The sequence below is a fragment of the Lawsonibacter hominis genome, from assembly GCF_014287895.1.
In the GTDB taxonomy this organism is placed as follows: domain Bacteria; phylum Bacillota; class Clostridia; order Oscillospirales; family Oscillospiraceae; genus Lawsonibacter_A; species Lawsonibacter_A hominis.
The window spans coordinates 85,200-109,604 of the sequence record NZ_JACOPP010000005.1 but is presented as its reverse complement, the minus strand read 5'-3'; the positions used below and the strand labels follow the sequence as shown (position 1 = coordinate 109,604).

At 63.3% G+C, this 24,405-nt stretch carries 24 protein-coding genes and 1 tRNA gene; 6 read left to right on the top strand and 19 right to left on the bottom strand.

The annotated features are described in order from the left end of the window. Positions 1 to 31 precede the first annotated feature (31 nt). Both H8S57_RS05630 and leuS read right to left on the bottom strand, forming a co-directional pair. Complete coding sequence (locus tag H8S57_RS05630) at positions 32 to 421, bottom strand: VOC family protein (RefSeq protein ID WP_186907099.1); 390 nt, start codon at positions 419 to 421, stop codon at positions 32 to 34. Then, positions 418 to 2,853 (bottom strand): leucine--tRNA ligase, encoded by a 2,436-nt coding sequence (gene leuS, locus H8S57_RS05625; protein ID WP_186907198.1) that lies wholly within the window; start codon positions 2,851 to 2,853, stop codon positions 418 to 420. The genes H8S57_RS05630 and leuS overlap by 4 nt, the downstream gene beginning before the upstream one ends. A 294-nt stretch (positions 2,854 to 3,147) precedes the next feature. Between leuS and H8S57_RS05620 the strand changes: the two genes are divergently transcribed. Further along, positions 3,148 to 3,381 (top strand): hypothetical protein, encoded by a 234-nt coding sequence (locus H8S57_RS05620; protein ID WP_243204712.1) that lies wholly within the window; start codon positions 3,148 to 3,150, stop codon positions 3,379 to 3,381. A 150-nt stretch (positions 3,382 to 3,531) separates the two neighbouring features. On the opposite strand, the gene H8S57_RS05615 is transcribed toward H8S57_RS05620, so the two are convergent. From H8S57_RS05615 to smc, 11 genes are all read right to left on the bottom strand, one after another. Beyond that, positions 3,532 to 4,827, bottom strand: a complete 1,296-nt coding sequence (locus H8S57_RS05615) for a DUF4179 domain-containing protein (RefSeq protein ID WP_186907098.1) — start codon at positions 4,825 to 4,827, stop codon at positions 3,532 to 3,534. Further along, positions 4,824 to 5,333, bottom strand: a complete 510-nt coding sequence (locus tag H8S57_RS05610) for an RNA polymerase sigma factor (protein WP_186907097.1) — start codon at positions 5,331 to 5,333, stop codon at positions 4,824 to 4,826. The genes H8S57_RS05615 and H8S57_RS05610 overlap by 4 nt, the downstream gene beginning before the upstream one ends. A 357-nt stretch (positions 5,334 to 5,690) precedes the next feature. Next, positions 5,691 to 6,050 (bottom strand): ribosome silencing factor, encoded by a 360-nt coding sequence (gene rsfS, locus H8S57_RS05605; RefSeq protein WP_186907096.1) that lies wholly within the window; start codon positions 6,048 to 6,050, stop codon positions 5,691 to 5,693. A 13-nt stretch (positions 6,051 to 6,063) separates the two neighbouring features. Continuing rightward, a complete protein-coding gene (locus tag H8S57_RS05600) occupies positions 6,064 to 7,530 on the bottom strand; it encodes an LCP family protein (protein WP_243204711.1) in 1,467 nt (488 codons plus the stop codon). Continuing rightward, positions 7,514 to 8,722 (bottom strand): bis(5'-nucleosyl)-tetraphosphatase (symmetrical) YqeK, encoded by a 1,209-nt coding sequence (gene yqeK / locus H8S57_RS05595; RefSeq protein WP_186907094.1) that lies wholly within the window; start codon positions 8,720 to 8,722, stop codon positions 7,514 to 7,516. Before yqeK ends, H8S57_RS05600 begins: the two co-directional genes overlap by 17 nt. 26 nt (positions 8,723 to 8,748) lie before the next feature. Beyond that, complete coding sequence (gene yhbY / locus H8S57_RS05590; protein WP_186907093.1) at positions 8,749 to 9,069, bottom strand: ribosome assembly RNA-binding protein YhbY; 321 nt, start codon at positions 9,067 to 9,069, stop codon at positions 8,749 to 8,751. A 3-nt stretch (positions 9,070 to 9,072) separates the two neighbouring features. Beyond that, a complete protein-coding gene (locus tag H8S57_RS05585; protein WP_186907092.1) occupies positions 9,073 to 9,273 on the bottom strand; it encodes a hypothetical protein in 201 nt (66 codons plus the stop codon). 7 nt (positions 9,274 to 9,280) lie between these two features. Beyond that, positions 9,281 to 9,880 (bottom strand): RdgB/HAM1 family non-canonical purine NTP pyrophosphatase, encoded by a 600-nt coding sequence (gene rdgB / locus H8S57_RS05580; protein WP_186907091.1) that lies wholly within the window; start codon positions 9,878 to 9,880, stop codon positions 9,281 to 9,283. Then, the gene (rph, locus tag H8S57_RS05575; RefSeq protein WP_186907090.1) at positions 9,846 to 10,601 is read right to left on the bottom strand and encodes a ribonuclease PH; all 756 of its coding nucleotides are present in this window, start codon (positions 10,599 to 10,601) and stop codon (positions 9,846 to 9,848) included. Before rph ends, rdgB begins: the two co-directional genes overlap by 35 nt. 150 nt (positions 10,602 to 10,751) lie before the next feature. Then, the gene (gene ftsY, locus H8S57_RS05570; protein WP_186907089.1) at positions 10,752 to 11,651 is read right to left on the bottom strand and encodes a signal recognition particle-docking protein FtsY; all 900 of its coding nucleotides are present in this window, start codon (positions 11,649 to 11,651) and stop codon (positions 10,752 to 10,754) included. Between the two features lie 73 nt (positions 11,652 to 11,724). Continuing rightward, complete coding sequence (smc, locus tag H8S57_RS05565) at positions 11,725 to 15,312, bottom strand: chromosome segregation protein SMC (protein ID WP_186907088.1); 3,588 nt, start codon at positions 15,310 to 15,312, stop codon at positions 11,725 to 11,727. Positions 15,313 to 15,523: 211 nt separating this feature from the next. On the opposite strand from smc, the gene H8S57_RS05560 reads away from it, so the two are divergent. After that, positions 15,524 to 15,611: transfer RNA gene (locus H8S57_RS05560), tRNA-Leu, on the top strand. Positions 15,612 to 15,968: 357 nt separating this feature from the next. On the opposite strand, the gene hcp is transcribed toward H8S57_RS05560, so the two are convergent. Next, the gene (hcp, locus tag H8S57_RS05555; RefSeq protein ID WP_186907087.1) at positions 15,969 to 17,603 is read right to left on the bottom strand and encodes a hydroxylamine reductase; all 1,635 of its coding nucleotides are present in this window, start codon (positions 17,601 to 17,603) and stop codon (positions 15,969 to 15,971) included. Between the two features lie 156 nt (positions 17,604 to 17,759). Here hcp and H8S57_RS05550 point away from each other — a divergent pair, with 156 nt between their 5' ends. Beyond that, positions 17,760 to 18,437 carry a Crp/Fnr family transcriptional regulator gene (locus H8S57_RS05550; RefSeq protein WP_186907086.1) on the top strand — a complete coding sequence of 226 codons (678 nt, stop codon included), beginning with the start codon at positions 17,760 to 17,762 and terminating at the stop codon, positions 18,435 to 18,437. 42 nt (positions 18,438 to 18,479) lie between these two features. On the opposite strand, the gene H8S57_RS05545 is transcribed toward H8S57_RS05550, so the two are convergent. From H8S57_RS05545 to fdxA, 5 genes are all read right to left on the bottom strand, one after another. Beyond that, positions 18,480 to 18,854 carry a desulfoferrodoxin family protein gene (locus H8S57_RS05545; RefSeq protein WP_186907085.1) on the bottom strand — a complete coding sequence of 125 codons (375 nt, stop codon included), beginning with the start codon at positions 18,852 to 18,854 and terminating at the stop codon, positions 18,480 to 18,482. A gap of 62 nt (positions 18,855 to 18,916) precedes the next feature. Next, positions 18,917 to 19,405: a ferritin gene (locus H8S57_RS05540; protein ID WP_369807598.1), complete on the bottom strand. Its 489-nt coding sequence runs from the start codon at positions 19,403 to 19,405 to the stop codon at positions 18,917 to 18,919. Positions 19,406 to 20,024: 619 nt separating this feature from the next. Continuing rightward, on the bottom strand, positions 20,025 to 20,396 hold the full coding sequence (gene lpdD, locus H8S57_RS05535) for a prenylated flavin chaperone LpdD (RefSeq protein WP_186907083.1): 372 nt from the start codon (positions 20,394 to 20,396) through the stop codon (positions 20,025 to 20,027). Beyond that, positions 20,397 to 20,588 (bottom strand): hypothetical protein, encoded by a 192-nt coding sequence (locus H8S57_RS05530; RefSeq protein WP_186907082.1) that lies wholly within the window; start codon positions 20,586 to 20,588, stop codon positions 20,397 to 20,399. It abuts the gene before it with no gap. Between the two features lie 167 nt (positions 20,589 to 20,755). Further along, entirely contained in the window at positions 20,756 to 20,926 is a 171-nt protein-coding gene (fdxA, locus tag H8S57_RS05525) for a 4Fe-4S ferredoxin (protein WP_186907081.1), read from the bottom strand. Between the two features lie 129 nt (positions 20,927 to 21,055). On the opposite strand from fdxA, the gene H8S57_RS05520 reads away from it, so the two are divergent. Genes H8S57_RS05520 through H8S57_RS05510 form a run of 3 tightly spaced genes read left to right on the top strand, consistent with a single transcriptional unit; the run spans position 21,056 to position 24,258 of the window. Next, entirely contained in the window at positions 21,056 to 21,238 is a 183-nt protein-coding gene (locus H8S57_RS05520) for a hypothetical protein (RefSeq protein ID WP_186907080.1), read from the top strand. Positions 21,239 to 21,242: 4 nt separating this feature from the next. Continuing rightward, positions 21,243 to 23,735: an ATP-dependent Clp protease ATP-binding subunit gene (locus H8S57_RS05515; protein WP_186907079.1), complete on the top strand. Its 2,493-nt coding sequence runs from the start codon at positions 21,243 to 21,245 to the stop codon at positions 23,733 to 23,735. A 4-nt stretch (positions 23,736 to 23,739) separates the two neighbouring features. Further along, on the top strand, positions 23,740 to 24,258 hold the full coding sequence (locus tag H8S57_RS05510; protein ID WP_186907078.1) for a DUF4358 domain-containing protein: 519 nt from the start codon (positions 23,740 to 23,742) through the stop codon (positions 24,256 to 24,258). Positions 24,259 to 24,405: the final 147 nt, after the last annotated feature.

The following is a 24,405-nucleotide window of genomic DNA, read 5'->3' as shown; positions in this document are numbered from 1 at the left end:
GCCTGCTTGTCAAGAGGACATTTTGCCTCCGTCAGCGTTCCTGAAAAAACTCGATGTCCTCGCCGGCCGGCCCGGTGCAGAATGCGATGCGGATGGGATAGCCGCCGCCCAGGTTTTGATCCACAGGCCCCATCCATACCGGCCGTCCCGCCGCCCGGACCCGCTCCGCCAGCGCGTCCACATCCGCGGCAGCGAAGGCAATGTGCCCAAACAGCCCCTTCTTCAGGCCGGGCGCGCCGTTGGCGGTGACCTCCAGCAGGGTGTTGCCCAGATCCAGCATGGCGCCGCTGTTCCCGCCGGCGCCCCAGGTCCGGACCAGGGGGCAGCCCAGCACGTCCCGGTAGAAGGCCAGCACCTGCTGGAACTGCGCCTCGCCCTGCGTCTTGAGGGAGATATGATGGATTCCCTGATGCGGGCTCATCGCTTCGGCCTGACGATGAGGTTGACCAGTTTATTCTTGACCAGGATGACCTTAACGATCTCCATCCCGTCGGTAAACTTCCGGACCTTGGGGTCCTTCTGGGCCTCGGCCACCACGGCGTCCTGCTCGCTGTCCAGAGGCACGGTGATCGTGGCGCGCAGCTTGCCGCCCACCTGCACCGCCATGTTCACCTCGGCCGCAATGGTCTTGCTCGCGTCGTAGGCGGGCCATGCCTGCTGACAGGCCATGCCGCCCCGGGCTTCGGCAAAGCCCAGGTCCTCCCACAGCTCCTCCGTCATATGGGGCGCGAAGGGGGAGAGCATGAGCAGCAGGGCGGCATAGTCGCCCCGGGAGCAGCCGTTGGCGTAAAAATCATTGACCAGCGCCATCAGCGCGGCGATGGCGGTGTTGAACTTCATGGCCTCGATATCATCGGCCACCTTCTTGATGGTCTTGTGGAGGCCGCTCTCGTTGGCCTTGGAATACCCCGCCTGCTCCGTAAGCTGCTCGGACAGATTCCACACCCGATCCAAAAAGCGCTTGCAGCCCTTGACGGCATTGGCCGACCAGGCGGCGGCCTTCTCAAAGTCGCCGATGAACATGATATAAAGACGCATGGTATCCGCGCCGAACTCGGCAATGACGTCGTTGGGGTTGACTACGTTGCCCCGGCTCTTGGACATCTTCTCGCCGCCCTCGCCCAGAATCATGCCGTGGCTGGTACGCTTTTGATAGGGCTCCTTGGTGGGGACCACGCCGAGGTCGTAAAGGAACTTGTGCCAAAAGCGGGAGTAGAGCAGATGCAGGGTGGTATGCTCCATGCCGCCGTTGTACCAGTCCACCGGAGACCAGTAGTCCAGCGCCTCCCGGGAGGCCAGGGCCTCTTGGTTGTGCGGGTCCATATACCGCAAAAAGTACCAGGAGGAGCCCGCCCATTGCGGCATGGTATCGGTCTCCCGCTTCGCCGGGGCGCCGCAGTGGGGGCAGGTGGTACTGACCCAGTCGGTCATCTTGGACAGCGGGGACTCGCCGGTGTCGGTGGGCTCGTAGGAATCCACCTCGGGCAGCAGCAGCGGCAGCTCGCTCTCGGGCAGGGGCTGCCAGCCGCACGTTTCGCACCAGACCATGGGGATGGGTTCGCCCCAGTAGCGCTGACGGGAAAAGACCCAGTCGCGCAGCTTATAGTTCACCTGCTCGTGGCCGATGCCCTTTTCCTCCAGCCAGCGGGTGATGACAGGGATCGCCTCGCGTACCGTCAGGCCGTCCAGGAAGCCGGAGTTGACCAGAATACCGGTGTCGTCCTTGGCGGTAAATGCCTGCTTCTGCACGTCCTCGCCGCCGGAGACCACCTCGATGATCTCACAGCCGAACTTCTTGGCAAAGGCCCAGTCACGGGTATCGTGGGCGGGCACGGCCATGATGGCGCCGGTCCCGTAGGAGGCCAGAACATAGTCCGAGAGGAAGATGGGGATCTCCCGGCCGTTGACCGGGTTGACCGCCCGCACGCCCCGGAGCTGTACGCCGGTCTTCTCCTTGTCGGCGGCCAGCTCGGTGCGCTCAAAGTCGGACTTGCGCGCGGCGGCAGCCACATAGGCGCTGACCTCGTCCAGGTTCTCCAGCTTGTCCGCCCACTGCTTCACGTACGGATGCTCCGGAGAGATGACCATATAGGTGGCGCCGAACAGGGTGTCCGGCCGGGTGGTGAAGACAACGATCTCATCCCCGGTGGTGGCCTGGAAGGTCACCTCCGCGCCGGTGCTCCGGCCGATCCAGTTCTTCTGCTGGATCTTCACCCGCTCAATGAAATCCACCCCGTCCAGATCGTCGATGAGGCGCTGGGCGTACTCGGTGATCTTGAGCATCCACTGGCTCTTCTCCTTGCGGATGACGGGGGCACCGCAGCGCTCGCACACACCTTCCACCACTTCCTCGTTGGCCAGCACGCATTTGCAGGAGGTGCACCAGTTCACCGGCATGGTGGTCTTGTAGGCCAGACCGTGCTTGTAGAGCTGAAGGAAGATCCACTGGGTCCACTTGTAATACTCCGGATCGGTGGTGTTGATCACCCGGTCCCAGTCGAAGGAATAGCCCAGCATCTGCAGCTGCTTGGTAAAGTTGGCGATGTTGTCGTGGGTCACCTTGGCCGGGTGGATGTGATTTTTGATGGCGTAGTTTTCCGTGGGCAGGCCGAAGGCGTCGTAGCCCATGGGGAACAGGACGTTGTAGCCGTCCATGCGCTTCTTGCGGGCCACCACGTCCATGGCGGTATAAGGCCTGGCATGGCCCACGTGCAGGCCCTGTCCGGAGGGGTAGGGAAACTCCACCAGGCCGTAAAACTTCGGTTTATTACTGTGGTTTTCACAGTGGTAGGTCTTCTCCTCCAGCCACTTCTTCTGCCATTTGGGTTCGATGCGGGCGAAATCGTACTTCAACTCTCTCACGCTTTCTTTCGATCTATCATCGGCCCCTCCGGGGCGTACAGTCTGTGCTATTATAATCGAAAAAGCCCTGATTTGCAAGGGTTATGCTTGACTTTTCCCCGCGGCTTGACTTTTCCCCGCGGTGCGGATAGGGCGGGGATAACAAGGAAGGGAGCGTGGGCGCAGAGGGGAAGCCGGCGTATGCAGATTGTCGGTATCGTCCCGGCCGTGCCGGCGGCCGCCGTGCTGGCCATCGGGCCGGGGGCCGCCTTCTGATTTCTACGCCCAACCACCCCGGGAGAGCGGGTGGACGCAGCGGAGGGCGAGTCCCTCCGGCAGGTGATGGTCGGCCGCAGCGGCGGCTGCGTCCCCATCGCCCCCGCCGCCTATGCCGTCACGGTCTATCCCGACCGGGCAGAGACGGGGCGCTCCTTCGGCGTGGACAGCCAGGGGCGCGTCTACCAGGACAGGCAGCGCTATTCCGACGCCCCGGAGCAGGCGGCGGAGCTGACGGCCCTGCTGGAGCTCATCTGCTCCTGAACGGTTCAGAGGCCGCCTCTTTCCGTTCCACGGCAGCACGGCCGTTTCTCTTTACTCAATATAAGAATACACACGTTTCCATCGAAATAGGCTGCAAAAAGCGGCGGGCGGGGGAATTCCCCCGCCCGCCGCTGGCCTGTGTCCCCGTGTTCAGTTCAGCGGGATGGTTACCGCTTCGTCCTCCAGCAGCATACAGTTAGGCTGCCAGAAGCACACGCCCGCGACCTGCTCCGCCTGCATTTCCGGGTAGCTCCAAGTCACAATCCAGTTCCCGGTTTCCTTATCGCGTTCCCATTCCTTGGCGCCGCCCAGGGCCAGCTCCGCTCCGTCAGCATCCAGCAGGCCGAAGTCCGGGGTGTACTCGTCGCTCAGCCCCAGAATTCCCTCTTCACGGAACACCGCCGTTGCCTGCTCCTCTCCCACATCCAGTGACAGGAGAGTATAACCGTTGTCCGCCCCCTCGTCGGTCAGCGGGAGGGCGTCCAGGCTGCCGGACACCCGGTGCGTGCCGCCGTCCGCCGCCCAGGGCACCAGGGTGAGGGAGGCCATGTTGGTGCGGCCGCCCTGAAATTCATAGAAATTGGAGAGGGCGCGAAGGCCGCCGGACACAAGGCCGTAATAACTGTGGGGCAGCACCGTTCCCTGGTCGTCCCGCAGGATGAAATGGGTAAAGGGGCGGTCACTCTTGGTACTCAGCACCAGCCCTCCCCCGGAGGGAGCCACCGCCACCTTCTCGACGGTGATGCGCTGTCCGTCCACCGTAAAGGTCTGGTTCGGCTCCGCCACCAGACTCTCCCCATCGGGGGCGGTTTTATCCACCAACAGATCAAGGCTCCAGTTCCCCCGTACTCGGGGAACCAACTGGTCGGTATATACCTCCAGTTCCACAACGGCGGGCAGGACGGTCATCACCGGGCAACGCTGGGTCAGCTTAATGGCATGGCTGTCCAGTCGTTCCCATTCCGTCTGTGCTCCCCAGGCCTCCAGCTCACGGCCCTCCGCCCGAAGGTTCAGAGGCCAGACCGCGGGTCCCGTCTCCTCCTCGCCGCCCCAATTGGGGATCGGCTCCTCGCCGGTGATGGTGGCATAGAGGGTGATAAACGCCTCGTCCACGCCGATGCCGTCCAGGGTGAGGGTGTAGCCCTGGTCGGTAACCGATGCCCCCACCTCGGCGGAATAAGGCTGGAACCCCTCCGCCGCGCCGCCGAAGCCGCCGGGCCGGGCGATCAGCTCCAGCACGCCGGAGGCCGCCGCCACGCCGCCCACGCACAGGGCCGCCGCCAGGACCCCAGCCGCCGCCCACCGGCGGAGCCGGCGGGGGCTGGGCCTCCTCCGTCCCTCCGGCAGCCCCTCCAAAATGGCGTCCATACGCCCGTCAAAGCCCTGCGGAACCGGGCAGTCCTCCCGCCGGGCCCGCTCTTTCAACCGCTCATCCAATCGGTTCATGCTTCGTCCTCCTCCCGCAATCGCTCCTTCAGCCGCTGGCGGGCCCGGCCCAGCCGGGACTTCACCGTTCCCTGGGCCACCCCCAGCACCCGGGCGACCTCCGCCACGGGCAAATCCTCGTAGTAGTAGAGGGTCACGGCAGCCCGCTGCTCTTCCGGCAGGGAGAGCACCGCCTCCCACAGGCCGCCGGGGTACGCGTCCTCCGCGCCGCCGGCCAGCGGCTCCAGCTCGTCGGTATAGATCACCCGGCCGCCCCTCCGCCGCTGTTCATAGGCGCAGTTGACCGCGATCTTCAGCAGCCAGGCGCGGACCGCTCCCCGGGCCCGCAGGCGGTCCCAGGCCTGCCAGGCCCGCAGGACGGCCTCGCCCACCGCGTCCTCCGCGTCGGCGTCGCTGTCCAGAATGCTCCGGGCCGCCCGGAACATGCCGCGGCTGTGCTCGGTCACCGCCGCGGCAAATTCCTCCCGCGCCGATGCCCGGTCCACGCCTTCCCTGGTCTGTTCCATGTGCTCACCTCGTCTTTCCTTGTCCGGACACTCTATAGATGCACGGGCGGGCGGTTTGGTTCCCCTGGGACAAAAAAACGTTCCGAACAGACATGGGGCCCGGCGGAACTCCGCCGGGCCCCATCTGATTTAATTCTCGGTCAGCACGCCGGACAGATCCATGGGCACGGCGTCGCTCCACAGGCGCTCCAGGTCGTAGAACTTCCGGGCCGTCCCGCAAAAGCTGCGCTTTTGCGGGAGCCCGGCCGCCTATTTCACCTGCGCTGCGAAGTGAATCCGCCCCGCAGCAAGGTTTTGGCCAAGCCAAAACGCTTGTTCGGCGCAGGCGCCGTCCCGCTCTGCGGGGCCCAGGAGGCCCTAGTCCTGTGTCAGGACACCGCTCAGATCCATGGGCACGGCATCGCTCCACAGGCGCTCCAGGTCGTAGAACTTCCGGGCCTCCTCGTTGAAGATGTGCACCACCACGCTGGAGAAATCCAGCAGCACCCAGGTGCCGCCCCGGTGGCCCTCAATGTGGTGGGGAGGCTCTCCCGCGTCCTTGAGCGCCTTCTCACAGGCGTCCGCCAGGGCCTTGATCTGGGTGGTGGAGGTGGCGGAACAGATGACAAAATAATCTGCAAGCGTGGTCAGTTCCCCCGTCTCCAGCAGCTTGATGTCCCGGCCCTTTTTGGCGTCCAGGGCACGAACGCACTCCAGCGCAATCTCTTTTGGTGTCATTGGCAGTTCTCCTTTACTCAATGGGTTCCATACCCGGTCCGGAAGCGCCGTCCGGGGTCGTCACAGGGGTCTCAGCCGGAGGCGGGGTGGGTTGTGCGGTCTGCACGGGCGACGGAGTGGCCGCCGGAGCAGCACTTTGGACGGGAGTCTGAATGGGGGCGGCGCTTCCGGAGGGCGCAGGCGTCTCCGCCGCGGCGGGCGGCGTGCTCTCCCCACCGGGCGCCGGACTGGGGGAAGGCTCCGTACCCACGTCGGGCGTCTCCTCCACGGGGCGGGCCGGGGTGGGTGTGGCCGCCGTCTGGCCGCCTTTGCCGCCGGAGCTGCCGGAGGAAATACTGCTCACCACATCCAGCTCGTTCAGGCGCAGGTCCTCCAGATAGGGGTTGAACCTTTCGTTGACCACCTCCAGGATCTCACTGGCGATGGGCAGCAGATGCGCCCCGTCCCCGGCGGACTTGTTGGGCATGGTCAAAAACTCCACGTTGTCCATGTCCAGCCCGCCGATCGCGGATTTTCCGAAGTAGGCCATGTTGGACACGTTCAGGTTGGTCACCACGTTCTCCTGGAAGATGCTGATATACTCCATCAGATTGGGCAGCAGCACATCCGGCTGGAGGCACTTGGCTACCACAGCCTTCATAAAGGACTGCTGGGTCTCGATGCGGCCCAGGTCGCCCGTGGCATAGCCGCTGTTGAGAATATGGCCGCTGTCGTCGCTGTTGTGCCGCCAGCGCAGCAGCCCCATGGCGTCGCTGCCGTCCAGGAGCTGATAGCCCTCCTTCAGATCGATCTTGAAATCCTGGGACAGATCGTTATAGTACATCCGCCGGGGCACGTCGAACCACACCCCGTCGATGGCGTCCACCAGCTTGCCGACGGCCTCCCACTGGATAATGACATGAAAGTCCGGGACCACCCCGGTCAACTCTCCCACCTCTTCCTTCAGCGCCGCGATGCCGTCGTCCCCTCCGCCGGCGCGGTTATAGACCGAATTGAGCAGCACCTTGCGTCCATAATACTCCACGTAGGTGTCCCGGGGCAGGCTCATGACGCTGAGACGCTGGTTGGGCACGTCGTACGCCGCCAGCATCATGGTATCGGTATTGCCGCCGCCGAAGGTGTCCTGCCCCACCACCAGGAAGGTATAGAACTGTTTCTTCCGGTCGGCGGAAAGGCCGGGGATCTCCACTTCGATCTCGTTGCCGTCGTCGTCCACCATGGTGGTGCTCTGCGGCTTGCGGCTGGCGCTGGGGTCGTCCACGTCGGGCGGAGCGGTAATCAGGTTCCAGGCGATAAAGCCCGCCACGATGACGGCGGCGATCACGGTCAGGGCGATGTACAGCCCCCGCAGGACCTTCTGCCTGCGGGTACGCGGTCGGCCGGGACGTTTTTCCCGCGGCTTTTTCTCTGTCTTTTGCAGGCGGGAACCGCCCTGGTGGTTCTTTTTCTGTTCCGGGTTCATTCTATTGATCCTTTCCATTTCTCTCGCGCGCAAGCCAATCCCGCGCCCGCACCGTGTTTGCATGCACGGGCAGGCCCCGGTCCGCCATTTCCCGGATGCTCATCTCACACCCGGCCAGCACCGCTGCGTCCAGATCCTGGTAAGCCAGGGTCCTGAGCCGCTCCACGCCGGGGAAATCCCGATTCGGCTCCATGTAGTCGGCAATATACAGGATCTTTTCCAGCCGGCTCATGTCCGCCTTGCCGGTAGTGTGCCAGTAAATCGCCTCAAATATGTCGTCGTCCGCTCCGTACACGTCCCGGGCCACACACGCGCCCGTCTTGGCGTGGAGCAGCTTGACCGCCGTTTGCTCCAATTCGTCCAGTACGATACCATATTTCGCGCATAATTGCAACTGCTCTTCCATGTCCAGATATTTGGTGCAGTCGTGCAGGATGGCCGCACGCCGGGCTTTTTCCTCGTCCGCGCCCCACCGGCGGGCGAGCCGGGCTGCCTCCGCCTCCGTGCCCTGCACATGGGCGATGCGCTTGGCGCGGATCATGGAGTAGGAACAGGCCCGCAGTTCCCGGTCGGGCAGACGCTTCCGGTCATAGTGTACGCCGTAGAGGCCCTTGCGGATGATATAGCCGTACACCGCCGGGGCCAGGAATTCCCGTCCCTCCCCCGCCGCCAGCAGCGCCCGCAGCCGGGTGGACGAGATGTCTACGATATCGGGCGAGTGGACCAGCCGCACCCGCGCACCCAGCTCGCGCTCCAGACGGCGGGCCTGGGCGCACAGCGCCTGCTCCGGCGCGTCCGGGGTGCGGGCAAAGGCGCAGATGCCCGCCAGGCGGGCGATCACATCCGGCTCCCTCCAGTTCTGAAAGCTGAGGAACATATCCGCGCCCATCAGCAGCCACAGCTGCGCGTCCGGTTCCTGTTCCCGGAGCTGCCGCAGCGTATCGGCGGTATAGCTGACGCCGGGACGTTTCAGCTCCAGAGCGCTGGCCTCCACCCGGCCGGGCAGAAGCAGAGCGTCGGCGGCGATGGCCGTCATATCCAGGCGCTGCTCCGCGGAGGGCGCGCCGGGCGGCAGGACCTTGTGGGGCGGCTGGGCCGCCGGCAGGAGCACGAGCCGGTCCAGTTCCAACGCCTCCAGGGCGGACCGCGCCGCGGTCAGATGTCCCGTATGGGGCGGATTGAAGGTGCCGCCGTAAATTCCCAGTTTCATAGACGCTGCCCCCTATCCGGTCTCGCTCACTTGCGCTTTCGGTCCGATACCAGGACGATCTTGTCCTTCTTCTCCTTATTATGGCTTGGACGGTACAAAACGAATTTTGTTCCGATGACCTGTACCACCTCGCTGCGGGTGGCCCGGGCGAGCTCTTCCGCCGCTTCCCGGCTGGTGAGCATGCTGTTCTCCAGCACCCTGCACTTGATCAGCTCCCTGGCCTCCAGCGCGTCGTTGGCCTGCCGGGTCAGGTTCTCTCCGATCCCGTCCTTGCCGATGTGAACGATGGTGTCGATGCCGTTGGCCAGCCCCCGCAGCTGGGCGCGCTGTTTACTGGTTAGATCCATATTTCATTCCTTCCCGCCGAGACGCTTCCGGCGCTTTTCCGTTAAAGATTCGATTTCGTCCTCCGGCATCCACAGCTCGCTGTATCCGCAGGAGAGACAGCACCATTGCTCCACTTCTACCGCTCCCCAGCTTTTCATCAGAAAGCTCTTGGTCCGCTCCGGATCGGAAGCGCCGCATTTCGGGCAGACCTTGCTGTTCTTCATGCCGCCTTCACCCTTCCGCCTTTTTCAGATATTCCTTCAGCTTTTTTTCAAATGAATCCAACGCCTTCCCCCGGTGTGAGATGGCGTTCTTCTCCTGGGCCGTCAGCTCGGAAAAGGTTTTTTTCAGCGCGGGCACAAAGAAGATGGGATCGTAGCCGAATCCGCCCTCTCCCCGGGGCGCATAAGCCAGGGTGCCGCAGCACTCCCCCCGGGCCTCTACCACGCCCCCGCCCGGGAAGCAGCAGCAGATACAGGAGACGAACCGGCACCGCCGGTCCAGCTGCCCGCGCATGTTCTCCAGCAGGAGCTGATACCGCCCGGTATCGTCCAGCCCCTCGCCCCCGTACCGTGCGGAATAGACCCCCGGCGCGCCGTTCAGGGCGTCCACGCAGAGCCCGGAATCGTCCGCGATCGCGGGCAGGCCGCTGGCCTGCATCACCGCATGCGCCTTGAGGCGGGCATTTTCCTCGAAGGTGGCTCCCGTCTCCTCCACGTCTACATCCACGCCCGCCTCGGACTCCAGCACGACATCCACCCCCAGCCGGGAGAGGATGTCTTTCATCTCCGTCAGCTTATGGGCGTTCTTGCTGGCTAATACCATTTTCATCGCGTCCGCCTCCTAAAACTTGTTTCTGGATGCGCTGGATCTCCCGGATGCCCTTTTGGCACAGCGCCACCAGAGCCTGCTGTTCGGCAATGGTGAAGCTCCGGCCCTCGCCGGTTCCCTGAAGCTCCACCAGCGCCCCTTCGCCGGTCATGACGCAGTTCAGGTCCACCTGGGCGCCAGAGTCCTCCTCATAGCACAGATCCAGCAAAAGCTCATCCCCCACGATGCCGGCGGATACCGCCGCCACGCAGGTCTTGAGCGGCATCTCCGGCAAAACGCCGTCCTGCACCAGCTTCCACAGGGCCAGGGCGAGGGCCACAAAGCCCCCGGTGACGCTGGCGGTACGGGTGCCGCCGTCCCCCTGGAGCACGTCGCAGTCCACGGTGATGGTGCGCTCCCCCAGCCCGGCCAGATCCACGCACGCGCGCAGGGAGCGGCCGATGAGCCGCTGGATCTCGGCTGAGCGGGGAGAGAGCTTCAGTTTCGCGATATCCCGCCTGGACCGTTCCCGGTTGGCCCGGGGCAGCATGGCGTACTCGGCGGTGACCCAGCCCTCTCCCTCGGGGACATGGGGGGGCGTGCGCTCCTCCACGCTGGCCGTGCACAGCACATGGGTATTGCCGCAGCGGATCAGGCAGGAGCCCTCCGCGAACCGGTTGATATTGGGGATGATCTCAATGGGCCGCAGCTGATCTGCCGCCCGTCCGTCGATTCTTGCCATGGTTTCCTCCCGTTTCGATCGCCGCAGGCGATTTCCATTCCAATTGATCGCAAGCCGGACCCTCCAGGCCGCCGCGGCTTGCCCGCACCGGCGAGCAGCCGTCTCCGCCACGCGCAGGCGGGGCGTACTTGAGGGGGACGCAGCTCCCCGCTAGAGGAGCGCCTCTGCAAACGCCTCGGCTTCAAACGGCATCAGATCGTCGATGCCCTCCCCCACGCCGATGTACTTGACCGGCACCTGGAGCTCCTGAGCGATGGCGATGACGATGCCCCCCTTGGCGGAGCCGTCCAGCTTGGTGAGAACGATACCGGTCACGCCGGCCGCCTCTTTGAACTGCTTGGCCTGGATCAGCCCGTTCTGGCCGGTGGTCGCGTCCAGCACCAGAAGGGTCTCCCGCGCGCAGCCGGGCGCTTCCCGGTCCACCACCCGGCTGATCTTGTTCAGCTCGTTCATCAGGTTCTGCTTGTTGTGCAGCCGTCCGGCGGTGTCGATGAGCACCACGTCGGTCTTGCGGGCCTTGGCGGCGGTGAGCGCATCGAAGACCACGGCGGCGGGATCGGCGCCCTCATGCTGGCGGACGATGTCCACCCCGCTGCGCCCGCTCCAGACCTCCAGCTGGTCGGCGGCGGCGGCCCGGAAGGTGTCGGCGGCGGCCATCAGCACGCGCTTGCCCTCCCCCTTGAGCCGGGCGGAGAGTTTGCCGATGGTGGTAGTCTTCCCCACGCCGTTGACCCCGATGAACAATACGACAGAGGGCGCGGTATCCAGCTTCAGCGACGCCTCCCCCACCTGGAGCATCTCCGTCAGGATCTGCCGCAGGCAGGCTCGGGCCGCGCCCATCTCCTTGATCTTTTCCGCCTTGACCCGGCAGCGCAGCGCTTCCACTGCCTTCAGGGTGGTCTCCACCCCCATGTCGCCCAGGATAAGGGTCTCCTCCAGCTCGTCGTAGAAGTCGTCGTCCAGCTCCCCGGCAAAGAGGCTGTCGAAGGAGTGGCCCAGGTTTTCCCGGGTGCGGGTCAGGCCCGCCTTGATTTTTTCAAAAAAGCCCATGTGGTCTGCTTCCTTTCGCGGTTCAACGATAAGATTTGCCCGCTTTCTCCCGGCCGGTCCGCCGCTGCGGACCTCACCCGGGGTACGGGGAATGGGATGGAAGGTTCAGTTCTTGTTCCACATCGTTCAGGTTGATGGTCAAAATCCGGCTCACACCCTGTTCCTGCATGGTGACGCCGTACAAAACGTCGGCCTCCTCCATGGTGCCCCGGCGGTGGGTAATGACGATGAATTGGGTCTTGTCCGCCATCTGGCGCAGATAACGGGCAAAGCGGGTAACGTTGGCGTCGTCCAGGGCGGCCTCGATCTCGTCCATGACGCAGAAGGGGGTGGGACGCACCTTTAAAATAGCAAAATACAGCGCAATCGCCACGAAGGCCTTTTCCCCCCCGGAAAGCAGGGTGATGATCTTCAGGGCCTTGCCCGGCGGTTGCACCCGGATCTCGATGCCGCAGTTCAGGATGTCCTCCGGATCCTCCAGCTCCAGGGTGGCCTTGCCGCCGCCGAAGAGTTCCAGGAACGTCTGCTGGAACGCCTCGTTGATCACCGCGAACTGACGGGCAAAGATGCTCTTCATCTCTTCGGTGATGTCCGCAATGATCCCCTCCAGCTCCCCTTTGGCCTTTTGTACGTCGCCCCGCTGGTCGGTCAGATAGGTATACCGCTCGTTGATGCGCTGGAATTCCTCGATGGCGTCCAGGTTGATGTTTCCCAGGGCGGAAATACTCCGTTTGAGCTCCGCCACCCTGCGCTGGGCCTTTGGCACGCTCTCCAGCTCGACCCGCTGGGCCCGGGCCGCCTCGTGGGAGAGCGCATAGGTCTCCCACAGCTTATCCAGCAGCTGCTTTTCCTCCAGGGCGGCGGTGACCTTCTTCTGCTCCAGCACGGAGACCTCCCGCTCCATGGACAAAAGCTCGCTGTTCTTCTCCCGGGCCTGCTTATCCGCCTGGTTGCGGCGGGCCTCCAGGGCCAGCTTCTCCTCGTTGATGCGCCCGATCTGTTCCTGCTGCTCCCCGTTTTCCCGACGGATGACTTGCAGCTGCTGCTCCTTCTCCAGGATCTCCTGCTCCAGCGCGGCGTTCCGGCTCTGGAAGCCGGCCATCATCCGCTCCCGCTCGGCCCGGTCGCCGGACAGGTCCTGCCGCAGCTGCTCCAGCTCGTTCAGGCTCTGCTCGGAAGCCAGCCGCTCCGCATCCAGGGCGGCCAGGCGCATATTGACCTTGGCGATCTCCTCGGTCATGGCGCTCACGCGCTCCTGCAGCCGGCTCTGCCCCCGGGCCTTCCCCTCCGCTTCCGTCCTCAGGGCGGCGGCGGCGCCCTCCAGCGCCTCGATGCGGGCCCGGGCGTTCCCGGTGTCGGTCTCGGTCTGGGCGGAGCGGGCCTGGATCTGCTCCAGCTCCGCGCGCAGCTCGTCCCGCTGGCGGGTAAGGTCGGCCAGCTGGCCGTCCAGGTGGCTGTTGCGCTCCTCCAGCTTGAGCACGTCGTCCTCATGGGCGCGCTGCTGAGCCTGGGCGGTCTCCAGCTCATAGGCGGCCGCAGCCGCCTCCCGGCGCGCCTCTTCCAGGGCGCGCCCGGCCTGCGCCAGCTGCTCCCGCACCCCGCCGATCTGCCGGTTCAGCCGCTCCAGCTCGTTGGAACGGCTCAGAATCCCGGCGCTGCGGCTCACCGAGCCGCCGGTCATGGAACCGCCGGGATTGAGGACCTGGCCGTCCAGCGTGACGATTTTGAAACGATGGCCGTACTTTCGGGCCATCGCGATGGCCTTGTCCAGATCTTCCGCGATGACCGTGCGGCCCAACAGGCTGGAAAAGATCTTCTCATACCGGGGGTCGAACCGGATCAGCGCGTCCCCCATCCCCACAAAGCCCGGCTCCTCCTCCACGCCCCGGTCCCGGAACTCCGAGGGCCGGATGGAACTCAGCGGCAGGAAGGTGCATCGGCCCGCGTCCCGGCGTTTCAAATAGGCAATGGCGGCCTTGCCGTCCTCCTCGCGTTCCACCACCACGTGCTGCATGGCGCCCCCCAGGGCGATCTCCACGGCCACGGTATACCGATCGGGCACATGGATGAGTCCGGCCACCGGACCATGGATGCCCTTGAGCTGCCGCCCGGCCTCTCCCATGACCGTTTTGACCGCCTTGGAGTACCCCTCATAGAGCTTTTCCATTTCCGAAAGCATATGGATCCGGGACTTCAGAGCGTTCTCTTCCATCTGAAGCTGCACATGGCGCTCCTCCGCCTGCTTGGCCTTCTTCTGCCGGGAATCCAGCCGCAGCGCGTAGCCGCTGATGACATTTTTCAGCGCGTCCCGGTCCTCCCTGGCCTGTTCCAGCTCCGCCGCAGCGGCTTTGCGGGCCGTCCGTGCTTCCTGCAGGCGCTGCTCGCCCGCAGAGAGTTCCTGGCGTACCGCCTCATCCCGGTCGTAAAGCTCCTGGGCGGCGGCCGCCAGCGCGGACAACAGGGCGCGGGCCTCCGCAGCGGAGGCGGTCTCCACCGCCTCCTTCCGGCGCAGCTCCTCCATCTCGGCTGCCAGGCTCCCGGCGGAGCGCGCTGTTTCCGCAGCGGACTGCTGCCGCTGTGCGAGGGCTTCCCGGAGCTGCTCCATTTCGGCACACAGCTCCTCCAGGCGCCGGCGGCGCTCGTCGATCTGACCGCCGATGGAGCCCGCCCGCCCCTGCTGCGCCTCCAGCTCCCGCCGGATGCGGTCGGTATTCTCCAGGTTGTTTTGAATATTGGTCTTCAGCACCGCTATGGCATTTTCCAATCCGTTTGCATCGGCCTGCCGCTGCATCATCGTGAAGCGGACGCCCTCGGCCTGCACGTCCTTCTCCCGCATCTGCGATGCGTAGTCCTCGGCTGCGGCATAGAGCCGCTCCACCGCCGTCTGAGCCGCCTGCTTCTGACGCACCGCATTCTCATAGTCGGAGAGGATCTTGATGGCGTTGGCGCGCAGACGCTCCAGCTGCTCAAGCCAGAGCGAGATCTCAAGCCCGCGCAGCTCGTCCCGGAGGATCAGAAATTTTTTGGCTTTCTCACTCTGCGCCCGCAGCGGCTCCACCTGAAGCTCCAGCTCGTCGATCTTGTCGGTGATGCGCACCAGGTTTTCCTGCGTGCGCTCCAATTTGCGCTCGGCCTCTTCCTTGCGGTGACGAAAACGGGAGATACCGGCCGCCTCCTCAAAGACCTCACGGCGATCGGCGCTCTTGACCGACAAAATCTCGTCGATCTTGCCCTGGCCGATGATGGAATAGCCCTCCCGCCCCAGGCCGGTGTCCATAAACAGCTCGTTTACGTCCTTGAGACGGACCGAGCGGCGGTTGATATAGTATTCGCTCTCCCCCGAGCGGTAATACCGCCGGGTGACCATGACCTCGCTCTCCTCCACCTGGAACATGCGATCGGCATTGTCCAGCACCAGAGAGACCTCCGCGAAGCCCAGCTGCTTGCGGCGGGCCGTGCCGCCGAAAATCACGTCCTCCATCTTGCCCCCCCGCAGGGCGCGGGTGGACTGTTCCCCCATGACCCAGCGGATGGCGTCTGAAATATTCGATTTTCCGCTGCCGTTGGGGCCCACGATGGCTGTGATGTCCTCCCCGAAGGAGAGCACCGTCTTCTCCGGGAACGATTTGAAGCCCTGAATCTCCAGCGCTTTTAAGTACAAACTCGCGCACCTCGCAATTGCTTCCTGTCCGTGTGCAGGTATGAATAAAGTATTATACCAAGTTTTCCGTCTTATTGCAAACCCTTCCTCCGTCCGCTCTCCGGGCGTGTTGTAGGACTACAATTGCTTGAAATATAAATCGAAAAAAGTGGTTGACAAACCGCATTGTTGATGGTAATATAAATCTCGCGCTGAACGGGCGCGACAAAATGCGCGAGTGGTGGAATTGGCAGACTCGCTAGATTCAGGTTCTAGTGTGCATTACGCACGTGCGGGTTCAAGTCCCGCCTCGCGCACCAAAGCAAAAGGACATCCGAACGGATGTCCTTTTGCTTTGGTTTTATTTTCGTTAACCGCCCCACCTGAGCGTGATGGAACTATTCCGGCAAAGTGAATCTGCCCGGCGCAGCTCTCCCTTTATCAACTCTGCGGCAAAAAGACGCCGCGTCACCGCGTCGGGATCTCGCGCCGCTAAAAAGCAAGGAAATATCCCAGCGGCCTATTGGGAGCGTAGAACCCGGCGCCTCTTGATGCGGAGCTGGCTCACAAGCCCTGCCGCCGGCTTCTTTTTGTGCAAGAAGACGTCTTTCTTCCATCGTATAAAACTTTTCGACAGGCGGAGGGCCGTGGGGCAACATTATCCCACGGCCCTGTCGTTATTCAAAAAACTGCTTCAAGTCGTCTTCCACCGTGCCGATGCCGGCGATACCGAAGCGCTCCACCAGCACCTGGGTCACATTCGGACTGAGAAATGCAGGCAGCGTGGGGCCAAGATGGATCTTCTTTACGCCAAGATACAGCAGGGCCAGCAGTACGATGACCGCCTTTTGCTCATACCAGGCGATATTATAGACGATCGGCAGGTCATTGATATCCTCCAGGCCGAATACTTCCTTGAGCTTCAGCGCGATGACCGCCAGCGAGTAGGAATCGTTGCACTGCCCCGCGTCCAGCACCCGGGGGATCCCCCCGATGTCGCCCAGATTCAGTTTGTTGTATTTGTACTTGGCGCAGCCCGCGGTGAGGATGACGGCATCTCCGGGCAGCGCCTTGGCAAAATCGGTGTAGTAACTGCGGCTCTTGGCGCGGCCGTCGCAGCCGGCCATGACTACGAATTTCCGGATGGCGCCGGACTTCACGGCATCTACGATCTGATCCGCCAGGGCCAGGACCTGATTGTGGGCAAAGCCGCCGACGATCTCGCCGGTTTCAAGCCCGATGGGCGGCGCACAGCGTTTGGCATGTTCGATCAGCTCGGAAAAATCCTTCTCCTCCCCGATTCCGCCCGAGATATGCTTACAGCCTGGATAGCCCGCCGCCCCGGTGGTGTACAGGCGTTCCCGGTAGCTCTCCTTCGGGGGAACGATACAGTTGGTGGTCATCAGGATGGGGCCGTTGAAGGACTCGAATTCTTCCTTCTGCTTCCACCAGGCATTGCCATAGTTGCCCACGAAGTGGGCATACTTCTTGAAGGCCGGATAGTAGTGGGCCGGCAGCATTTCAGAATGGGTATACACATCCACGCCGGTCCCCTGCGTCTGCTCCAAGAGCATCTCCAAGTCCCGCAGGTCGTGCCCGGAGACCAGAATGCCGGGGTTTTTGCCCACGCCGATCGAAACCCGCGTAATCTCAGGGGCGCCATAACGCCCGGTGTTGGCCCGGTCCAGCAGCGCCATGCCGGCCACGCCGTATCGCCCCGTCTCCAGGGCCAGTTCCACCAGCTCGCCCACCGTAAGGCTGTCGTCCAGCGTGGCGGCCAGCGCGCGCTGCAGGAAGGCGTCCACCTCGCCGTCCTCCTGAAGCAGGGCATTGGCGTGCTTGGAATAGGCGGACAGGCCCTTCAGGCCGTACGTAATGAGCTCCCGCAGGGAACGGATGTCCTCATGTTCCGTGGCCAGCACGCCCACTTCGGCGGCCCTGGCCATAAAATCAGCTTCCACTCCGTCCCAGACAGCCGCCTCCGGAAGCGTGCCGGTGCCGTCGAGTTGGGAAAGAAGGTCCCGCTTGGCGTCCAGCGTCATATGGATGCGGGCCACGATCGCTTCCTTGTCAAAATTTGCATTGGTAATGGTCGTAAACAGATTCAACGTGACAAGATGATTGATCTCCGGGGCAACCGGCTTTCCCGCGGCGCGCAGCGCGGTGGTAACGGCCGAGAGGCCGCGGGTCACGTAGACCAGCAGATCCTGCGCAGCCGCTACATCAGGCTTCTTGCCGCACACGCCGGACTGCGTGCATCCGGAACAGCCCGCAGTCTCCTGACACTGATAGCAGAACATTTTGTTTTCCATCTAATTTCCTCCTTGCATCTGAACCAGAAAACAGATCGTTCGAACCGTTTTTTTCTGCCGCGCTTGCGACCTGTTGCTCGGGCCTTGACTTTCTGGGCTTACTATAATATAGTCTCAGCGACAAGTATGTTGTTTTAACAACAGGAGTGAAAAAAGATGGACGTTTTGTTCTTATCAAAGACCCTTTTGTTCCGGGGGACCACGCCGCAGGAGGTGCAGTCCATACTGGAATGCCTCCAGGCAGAGAAAAAACACTATCAAAAGAGCGATGTGATCTATCACGCCGGTGATAGCGTCACATCGCTCGGAATGGTGCTTTCGGGCAGCGTATCGATCGAAAACGACGACCTCTGGGGCAACAAAAGCATTCTCGACCGCATCGGCCCGGGCCAAGTCTTTGCGGAGACCTACGCCTGTGTTTCCGGAGAGGCGCTGATGGTCAGCGTTGTGGCAGCAGAAGCCTCCGATATCCTCTTTATGAACGTCAGCCGCCTGCTCCGCATCTGCCCGCATGCCTGCGAGCATCACGGCAAGCTCATCCGCAATCTGCTGACCATCTCGGCCCAAAAGAATCTCAATTTATCCCGCCGCATTTTTCATACATCTTCCAAATCCATCCGCGGACGGCTGCTGTCTTATCTGTCGTTTCAGGCCGTCCGCCAGGGCCGCCGCGATTTTACGATTCCGTTTAACCGCCAGCAGCTTGCCGACTACCTCAGCGTGGACCGGAGCGCGCTCTCCAACGAACTGGGAAAGATGCAGCGGGAGGGGCTGCTCGAAGTCGAGAAGAATCGCTTTCGGCTCTCAGGGGACAAGCGCGCGTTTTACGGCTGAACCCGCCGGGCCTGCAAAAATACCCAACGGGACCGCCGCTTTTTACGCCTCCGCCTTCCAAAGGCCGTGCAGATTGCAGTATTCATAGGCGGCGACCACTTCGTCGTCCTCGCAGATCCTGAACTCCGCAACCGGTCTGGCGCCCGGACGCAGCTCTTTGCGCTGATTGCCCTGCTTGGTCTCCAGCGCGATCCACATGATGTAGTGCTCGTCCAGCATGGGGTGCTCCACGGAACCCACCGTAACGGTGACCTTCGTCCCCTCCACCTTCACCACCGGGACGTGCTTTTCATTGGCGGCATCCGTGGTGTTGGGGACCAGCTCCTTCATGGGCTCGCCGCAGCAAATCACAGGTACCCCGGAGTTCTTGACATAGGCGATGATGTTATGGCAATGGCTGCATTCATAAAATTTCATGGAAAACCTTCCTTTCAAGCGCAGGCGCGGCCGGCAGGCGGCCGCGCCGTATTCCCTTTTGACTACAGGACGAGCGAAGGCGCCGCGTAGACCCGCGTTGCCAATTCCTGATCGAGCAGATAGAGCCCCTTCGCATCGCTTCCAAACAGCGTCATTTTTTTGATCAGATCGGCAGCGTTGGTCTCTTCCTCGCCCTGCTCTTTGACGAACCAGTCCAGAAACTGGATCGTGCGGTAGTCCTTCTCTTCCGCAGCGGCGTGATAGATCTCGTGGATGGAACCTGTCACATACTTTTCATGGGCCAGACCCGCTTCGAGCACCTCCAGGCTCTGCGTCCATGTGCCGTCGGGCTTGGAAATGGCCTCGTACACGACCGGCTCATCATTGTTCTGCAGGTACTTGACAAACAGCATGGCATGGTCCCGCTCCTCCTGCGCCTGCACCTGATACCAGTTTGCAAAGCCGTTGAGCCCCTGTTCAACAAAATAGTTTGCAAAGCTCAGATACAGATAGGCGGAGTAAAATTCCTTGTTGACTTGTTCGTTGAGCATGCTTGCGACATTTTTTTGCATATCGTATCCCCCCTTTTCGCACGATCGGATCGCTGCGGAACACTGTCTGCCTGCCGCATGCGCCTCCCCTCAATACGGGTTTCTGCTGCTTTCCTGATCGGCCTGGGCCTCCGCATCCTCTGCCGCGGCCCACTTAAACATACCACTATTGGAACATTTTGTCAACTTCCTGCGGCAAATTTCTCCAACATTTTCATATGTCCCGCTCCGCCGGCGTTTGGGGCATCTCTTCGGTACTTGAAAAAGCCGTACCGGACGCCAGCGCCGGTGCGGCTCAGCTTGTCGAAAAAGGCCTTTGGCCTTTTCCGACAGAGGGATACATGACGGACAGGGCTCGATTCTTGCAGAAAAGTCGCCCTGTCCGTCATGAGAGGTGTCATTTCCGACGCGCATGTCGCCGGAAATGACGGAACATCCTTTCCTTCCGTCGTCTGCGGACGACTCAACTCTGCGAGGCTCTTCTCCAGGAGGGTTTTTCGACAGTCTGAACCATACCGGACGCCAGCGCCGGTGCGGCTTTCCGATGGATTTAAAAACAAGAATCCGTCGGACGGGATCTTGCGCCTGTCCGGCTGTTTGGGCGGGACCGCGGATGGATTCACGAAAAATCCGCCTCAATTTGCGCACAAAGGGCATAAAACTGTTCCTGAAGACGAAGCAGGTCTTCCCCGCCGGCCCCTTCCACATGGACGCCGGCGGCGACACTGACGGGCTCCCCCGTCCCCACGCAAAGACGGCGGGCCAACTCCTGAGCAAACTGATCGTCCTTATGCCCCAGCCGGTTGAGTATGCTCAGCGTACAGGACCGCCCCGCCCCGGTCAGGCTGGCCCGCGGTTCGGCCAGGACGCTACAGCCCACATGGGGCGTTTCGCCTCCGCCCAGGTACACGGCGATCCCTCCGCCGGTATGCACGGCCCAAGCCTCCAGCGCCCAGCGGCCCTCGCCGCTGCGCCAATGCTTCGTCTCCATTTATCCGTACAGCGCGGTCAGGCGGCTGATGATCAGCCCCAGGCCCGCGATCAAAAGAGCGGCGCCGCCCAACTTGGTGGTATAGCTGGACCGCATCCGGGGGAACGCCTTTTTCAGGTGCTCCAGCGGGATCAGCACGAACACCAGCCCCATTACCACAAACAGGACCCCGATGGAAATCTCTGCCGACATACGCTCACCGCCACTTTCCGAGAAATTGCGCGGCGCGTACCGCGCGGACAGAACATAACAGGGCTATTGCCCGGCCTCTATTGTACCAGCTCTCCCCCTGCTTTGCAACCGGAAAAACAGCGGCGCGCCGTACGGCGCGCCGCTGTTTTTTTACCTTAAGTACCCGCTCAACCCTGAGAGATCGCGCCGGTGGGGCAGGTATCGGCGCAGGTGCCGCAATCGATGCAGGTACCGGCGTCGATCTCGTAGTGCTCATCGCCCTGGGAGATAGCGGACACGGGGCAGGCGCCCTCGCAAGCGCCGCAGCTCACGCAGTCACTGCTGATAACATAGGCCATGGGGATACACCTCCTACATAAAACTAAAGCCATTTTACCACAACTTTTTGAAATTGCAATGCTAATTTGCAGTCAGGCCGGGTATATTTTCATACAGCGGGAAAAAATAGGGGACAAGGAGGCTGCGGAATGGAACGTAAGCAGGACCGCTTCCGAATGGAGGCCGCCGGGAGCCTGACCCCGGCATTGGAGGGCGCGCCGCACAGTGCCGAGCACCTCCGCAACACGAAAGAGAAGGGGCGTGGGAGCGCAGATGAAGCCCGTCAAACGAAAGCACAGGTTCCTGTTTTGGCTGAGAAAGAGGCGAGGTGATCCCTTGAACGAGACCAGATTTACCGAACGGGCCCAGACGGCGCTCCGTCTGGCCCAGGAGTGTTCGGCCGAACTGGGCCACGGCTATGTGGGCAGCGAGCATCTGCTGCTGGGCCTGTCCCGGGAGGGGCGGGGCGTGGCGGCCCGGGTGCTCCAGAGCGCAGGACTGGAGCCGGAGACGCTGCGCGCCGCCATCGCGCGCACGGTGGGCGTGGGCGCGCCTGGGGCGCTGCCCTCGCAGGGACTCACGCCCCGGTGCAAAAAAATCATTGAAATCTCTCTGGCGGAGGCAGCCCGCCTGGGCCATCACTATGTAGGCACGGAGCACCTGCTGCTTGGTATCCTCCGGGAAGGGGACGGCGTGGCGGTGCGGGTACTGAGCGGAGCCGGGCTGGAGCCCCGCCGGCTTTTGGGCGATGTGACCGCGGCCATGGGCGGCGAGGCGCCGCCCCCGTACCGCAGCGGCGGAAAGCCCCGCTCGGAACGGGATTACGCCGGGGAAAGCAAGCTGCTGGAGCAGTTCTGCCGGGACCTGACCCGCATGGCCGCCAGCGCGCTGCTGGACCCGGTGGTCGGGCGGGACAAGGAGATCGACCGGGTCATCCAGATCCTCTCCCGCCGGCAGAAGAACAACCCCGCCCTGATCGGAGAGCCCGGCGTTGGCAAGACCGCCGTGGCGGAGGGGCTGGCCCGGCGGCTGGTCGCCGGAGAGGTCCCGGACGAGCTGCGCCGGAAGCGGCTTTTGTCCCTGGACCTGTCCGCCATGGTGGCAGGCACCAAATACCGGGGCGAATTTGAGGAGCGGGTGAAGAACATTCTGACTGAGGTGCGCCGTCTGGGGGATATCATCCTGTTCATCGACGAGCTGCACACCATCGTGGGCGCGGGGTCCGCCGAGGGCGCCATTGACGCGGCCAACATCATCAAACCGGCCCTGGGCCGGGGCGAGATCCAGGTGGTGGGCGCCACCACCACCGACGAGTACCGCCGGTATATCGAAAAGGACGCCGCCCTGGAGCGGCGCTTCCAGCCCGTGACCATCCAGGAGCCCGATCCGGACACCACACGCGCCATTCTCCACGGTCTGCGGGACCGGTACGAAGCCCACCATAAGCTGACCATCACCAATGAGGCGATCGACGCGGCCATCTCCCTCTCCACCCGGTACATCTGCGACCGGCGGCTGCCCGACAAGGCCATCGACCTGATCGATGAGGCGGCCAGCCGGGTGCGGATGGAACGGCTGGGCGCGCCGCCCGACCTGCGCGCCCTGGAGGAGAAGGTGTCCGCCGCCCGCCGGGAGAAGGAGGAGGCCATCCGGAATCAGGATTTTGAGAAGGCCGCCATGCTGCGGGACGCGGAGGGCGACTTCCGCCGGGAGCTGGAGGCGCAGCAGACCGTATGGCGCTCCGGCCAGCACGCCGGGTGCGTCACCGCTGAGGATGTGGCGGCGGTGGTGTCCGGCTGGACGGGCGTGCCCGTCACCACCCTCACCGAGGCGGAGAGCCAGCGGCTGCTGCGTCTGGAGGAAGTGCTCCACCAGCGCCTGGTGGGGCAGGAGGAGGCCGTCCGGGCCGTTGCCCGGGCGGTGCGCCGGGGCCGGGTCGGCCTGAAGGAGCCGGGCCGGCCTACCGGGTGCTTCCTCTTTCTGGGCCCCACCGGCGTAGGCAAAACCGAGCTGTGCAAGGCCCTGGCCGAGGCGCTTTTCGGCAGCGAGGAAGCCCTTTTGCGTTTTGACATGTCGGAGTATATGGAAAAGCATACGGTCTCCCGGCTCATCGGCTCGCCCCCCGGCTACGTGGGACACGAGGAGGGCGGACAGCTCACCGAACGGGTCCGCAGGCGGCCCTACTCCGTGGTGCTCTTCGACGAGATCGAAAAGGCCCACCCGGACATCTGGGGGATCCTGCTCCAGATCATGGAGGACGGCGTGGCCACCGACGCCCAGGGGCGCAAGGCGGACTTTCGCAACACCGTCATCGTGCTCACCTCCAATGTGGGCGCCGGGCGCATCACCTCCAAGGGCAGCCGCCTGGGCTTTGCCCTTCAGGAGCGCCGCGGGGACGAGACCCGCCCCCAGTCCGAGCTGCGCGCGGCGGTGCTGGAGGATCTGAAAAAGGTCTTCCGTCCGGAATTTCTCAACCGTCTGGATGAGACGATCGTCTTTACCCAGCTGGGCCGGGAGGAAATCCGCGCCATCGCCCGGCGGCTGCTGGAGCAGGTGGCCCGGCGGCTGGAGGCCCTCGGGGTGGAGCTGCGCTATACCGACGAGGCGGTGGACGCCCTGGCCCGTTCCGGCTTCGACCCGGACTACGGCGCCCGGCCCCTGCGCCGGGCCATCCGGACCCAGGTGGAGGATATCTGCGCCGAGCTTTTGCTCAGCGGAGCGCTGACACGGGGCTGCGCCGCCCTGCTCCACGTGCAGGACGCCGCGCTTTCCCTTACCCCCGTGCCTGCCGCGCAGCAGGCGCTCAATACCAAGGAAATGGAGATTTAACGCCATGAGACGCATCTTTGCCCTCACGCTGTCCGCCCTGACGCTGCTCTGCGCCCTGGGCGGCTGTAAAAGTCCGGCCCAGAAAGAGCCTTTGACCGCGCAAGCGCGCACCCAGCTCTATAAGACTGCCATTGAGAACGCCCGGGATTCCGAAACCAACGACTATATGGGGATCATCACCTCCGCCGACGACGAGCAGGCATCCCTGATCTTTCTGCTGCTGGGTCTGTCCGAGGAGGATATGACCTCCTACGCCCTGTCGGTCTCTCCAGTCAATGTGCGTGCTTACGCCATTGCGGCCGTCCTGCCCGCCGCCGGAAAGGACGACGATGTGCTGGAGGCCTTGAACGATTATGTGGAAAACCAGAAGGAGAGCTTCCGGCAGTATCTGGAGGTGGAGTACGAAAACGCCGTCAACACCCGGCTGGAGACGCTGGACGACGGTACCGTCCTCATGGTCATGTGCGAGGGGCAGGATGCCGTTTTCGACTCCATCCGCGACACCATCGAACAGGGACAGTAACGCTCCACAGGCAGGGGGCGCATGGCAAAGCGCCATGCGCCCCCTGCACATATTCCGCGCAGGCCGGGACGCCGGCGCCCACCCGGGCCATTTTTCCGCATATCCGCTCAGGTATGGCTTGCGGCTTGGTTTGGTAGGCATTATAAT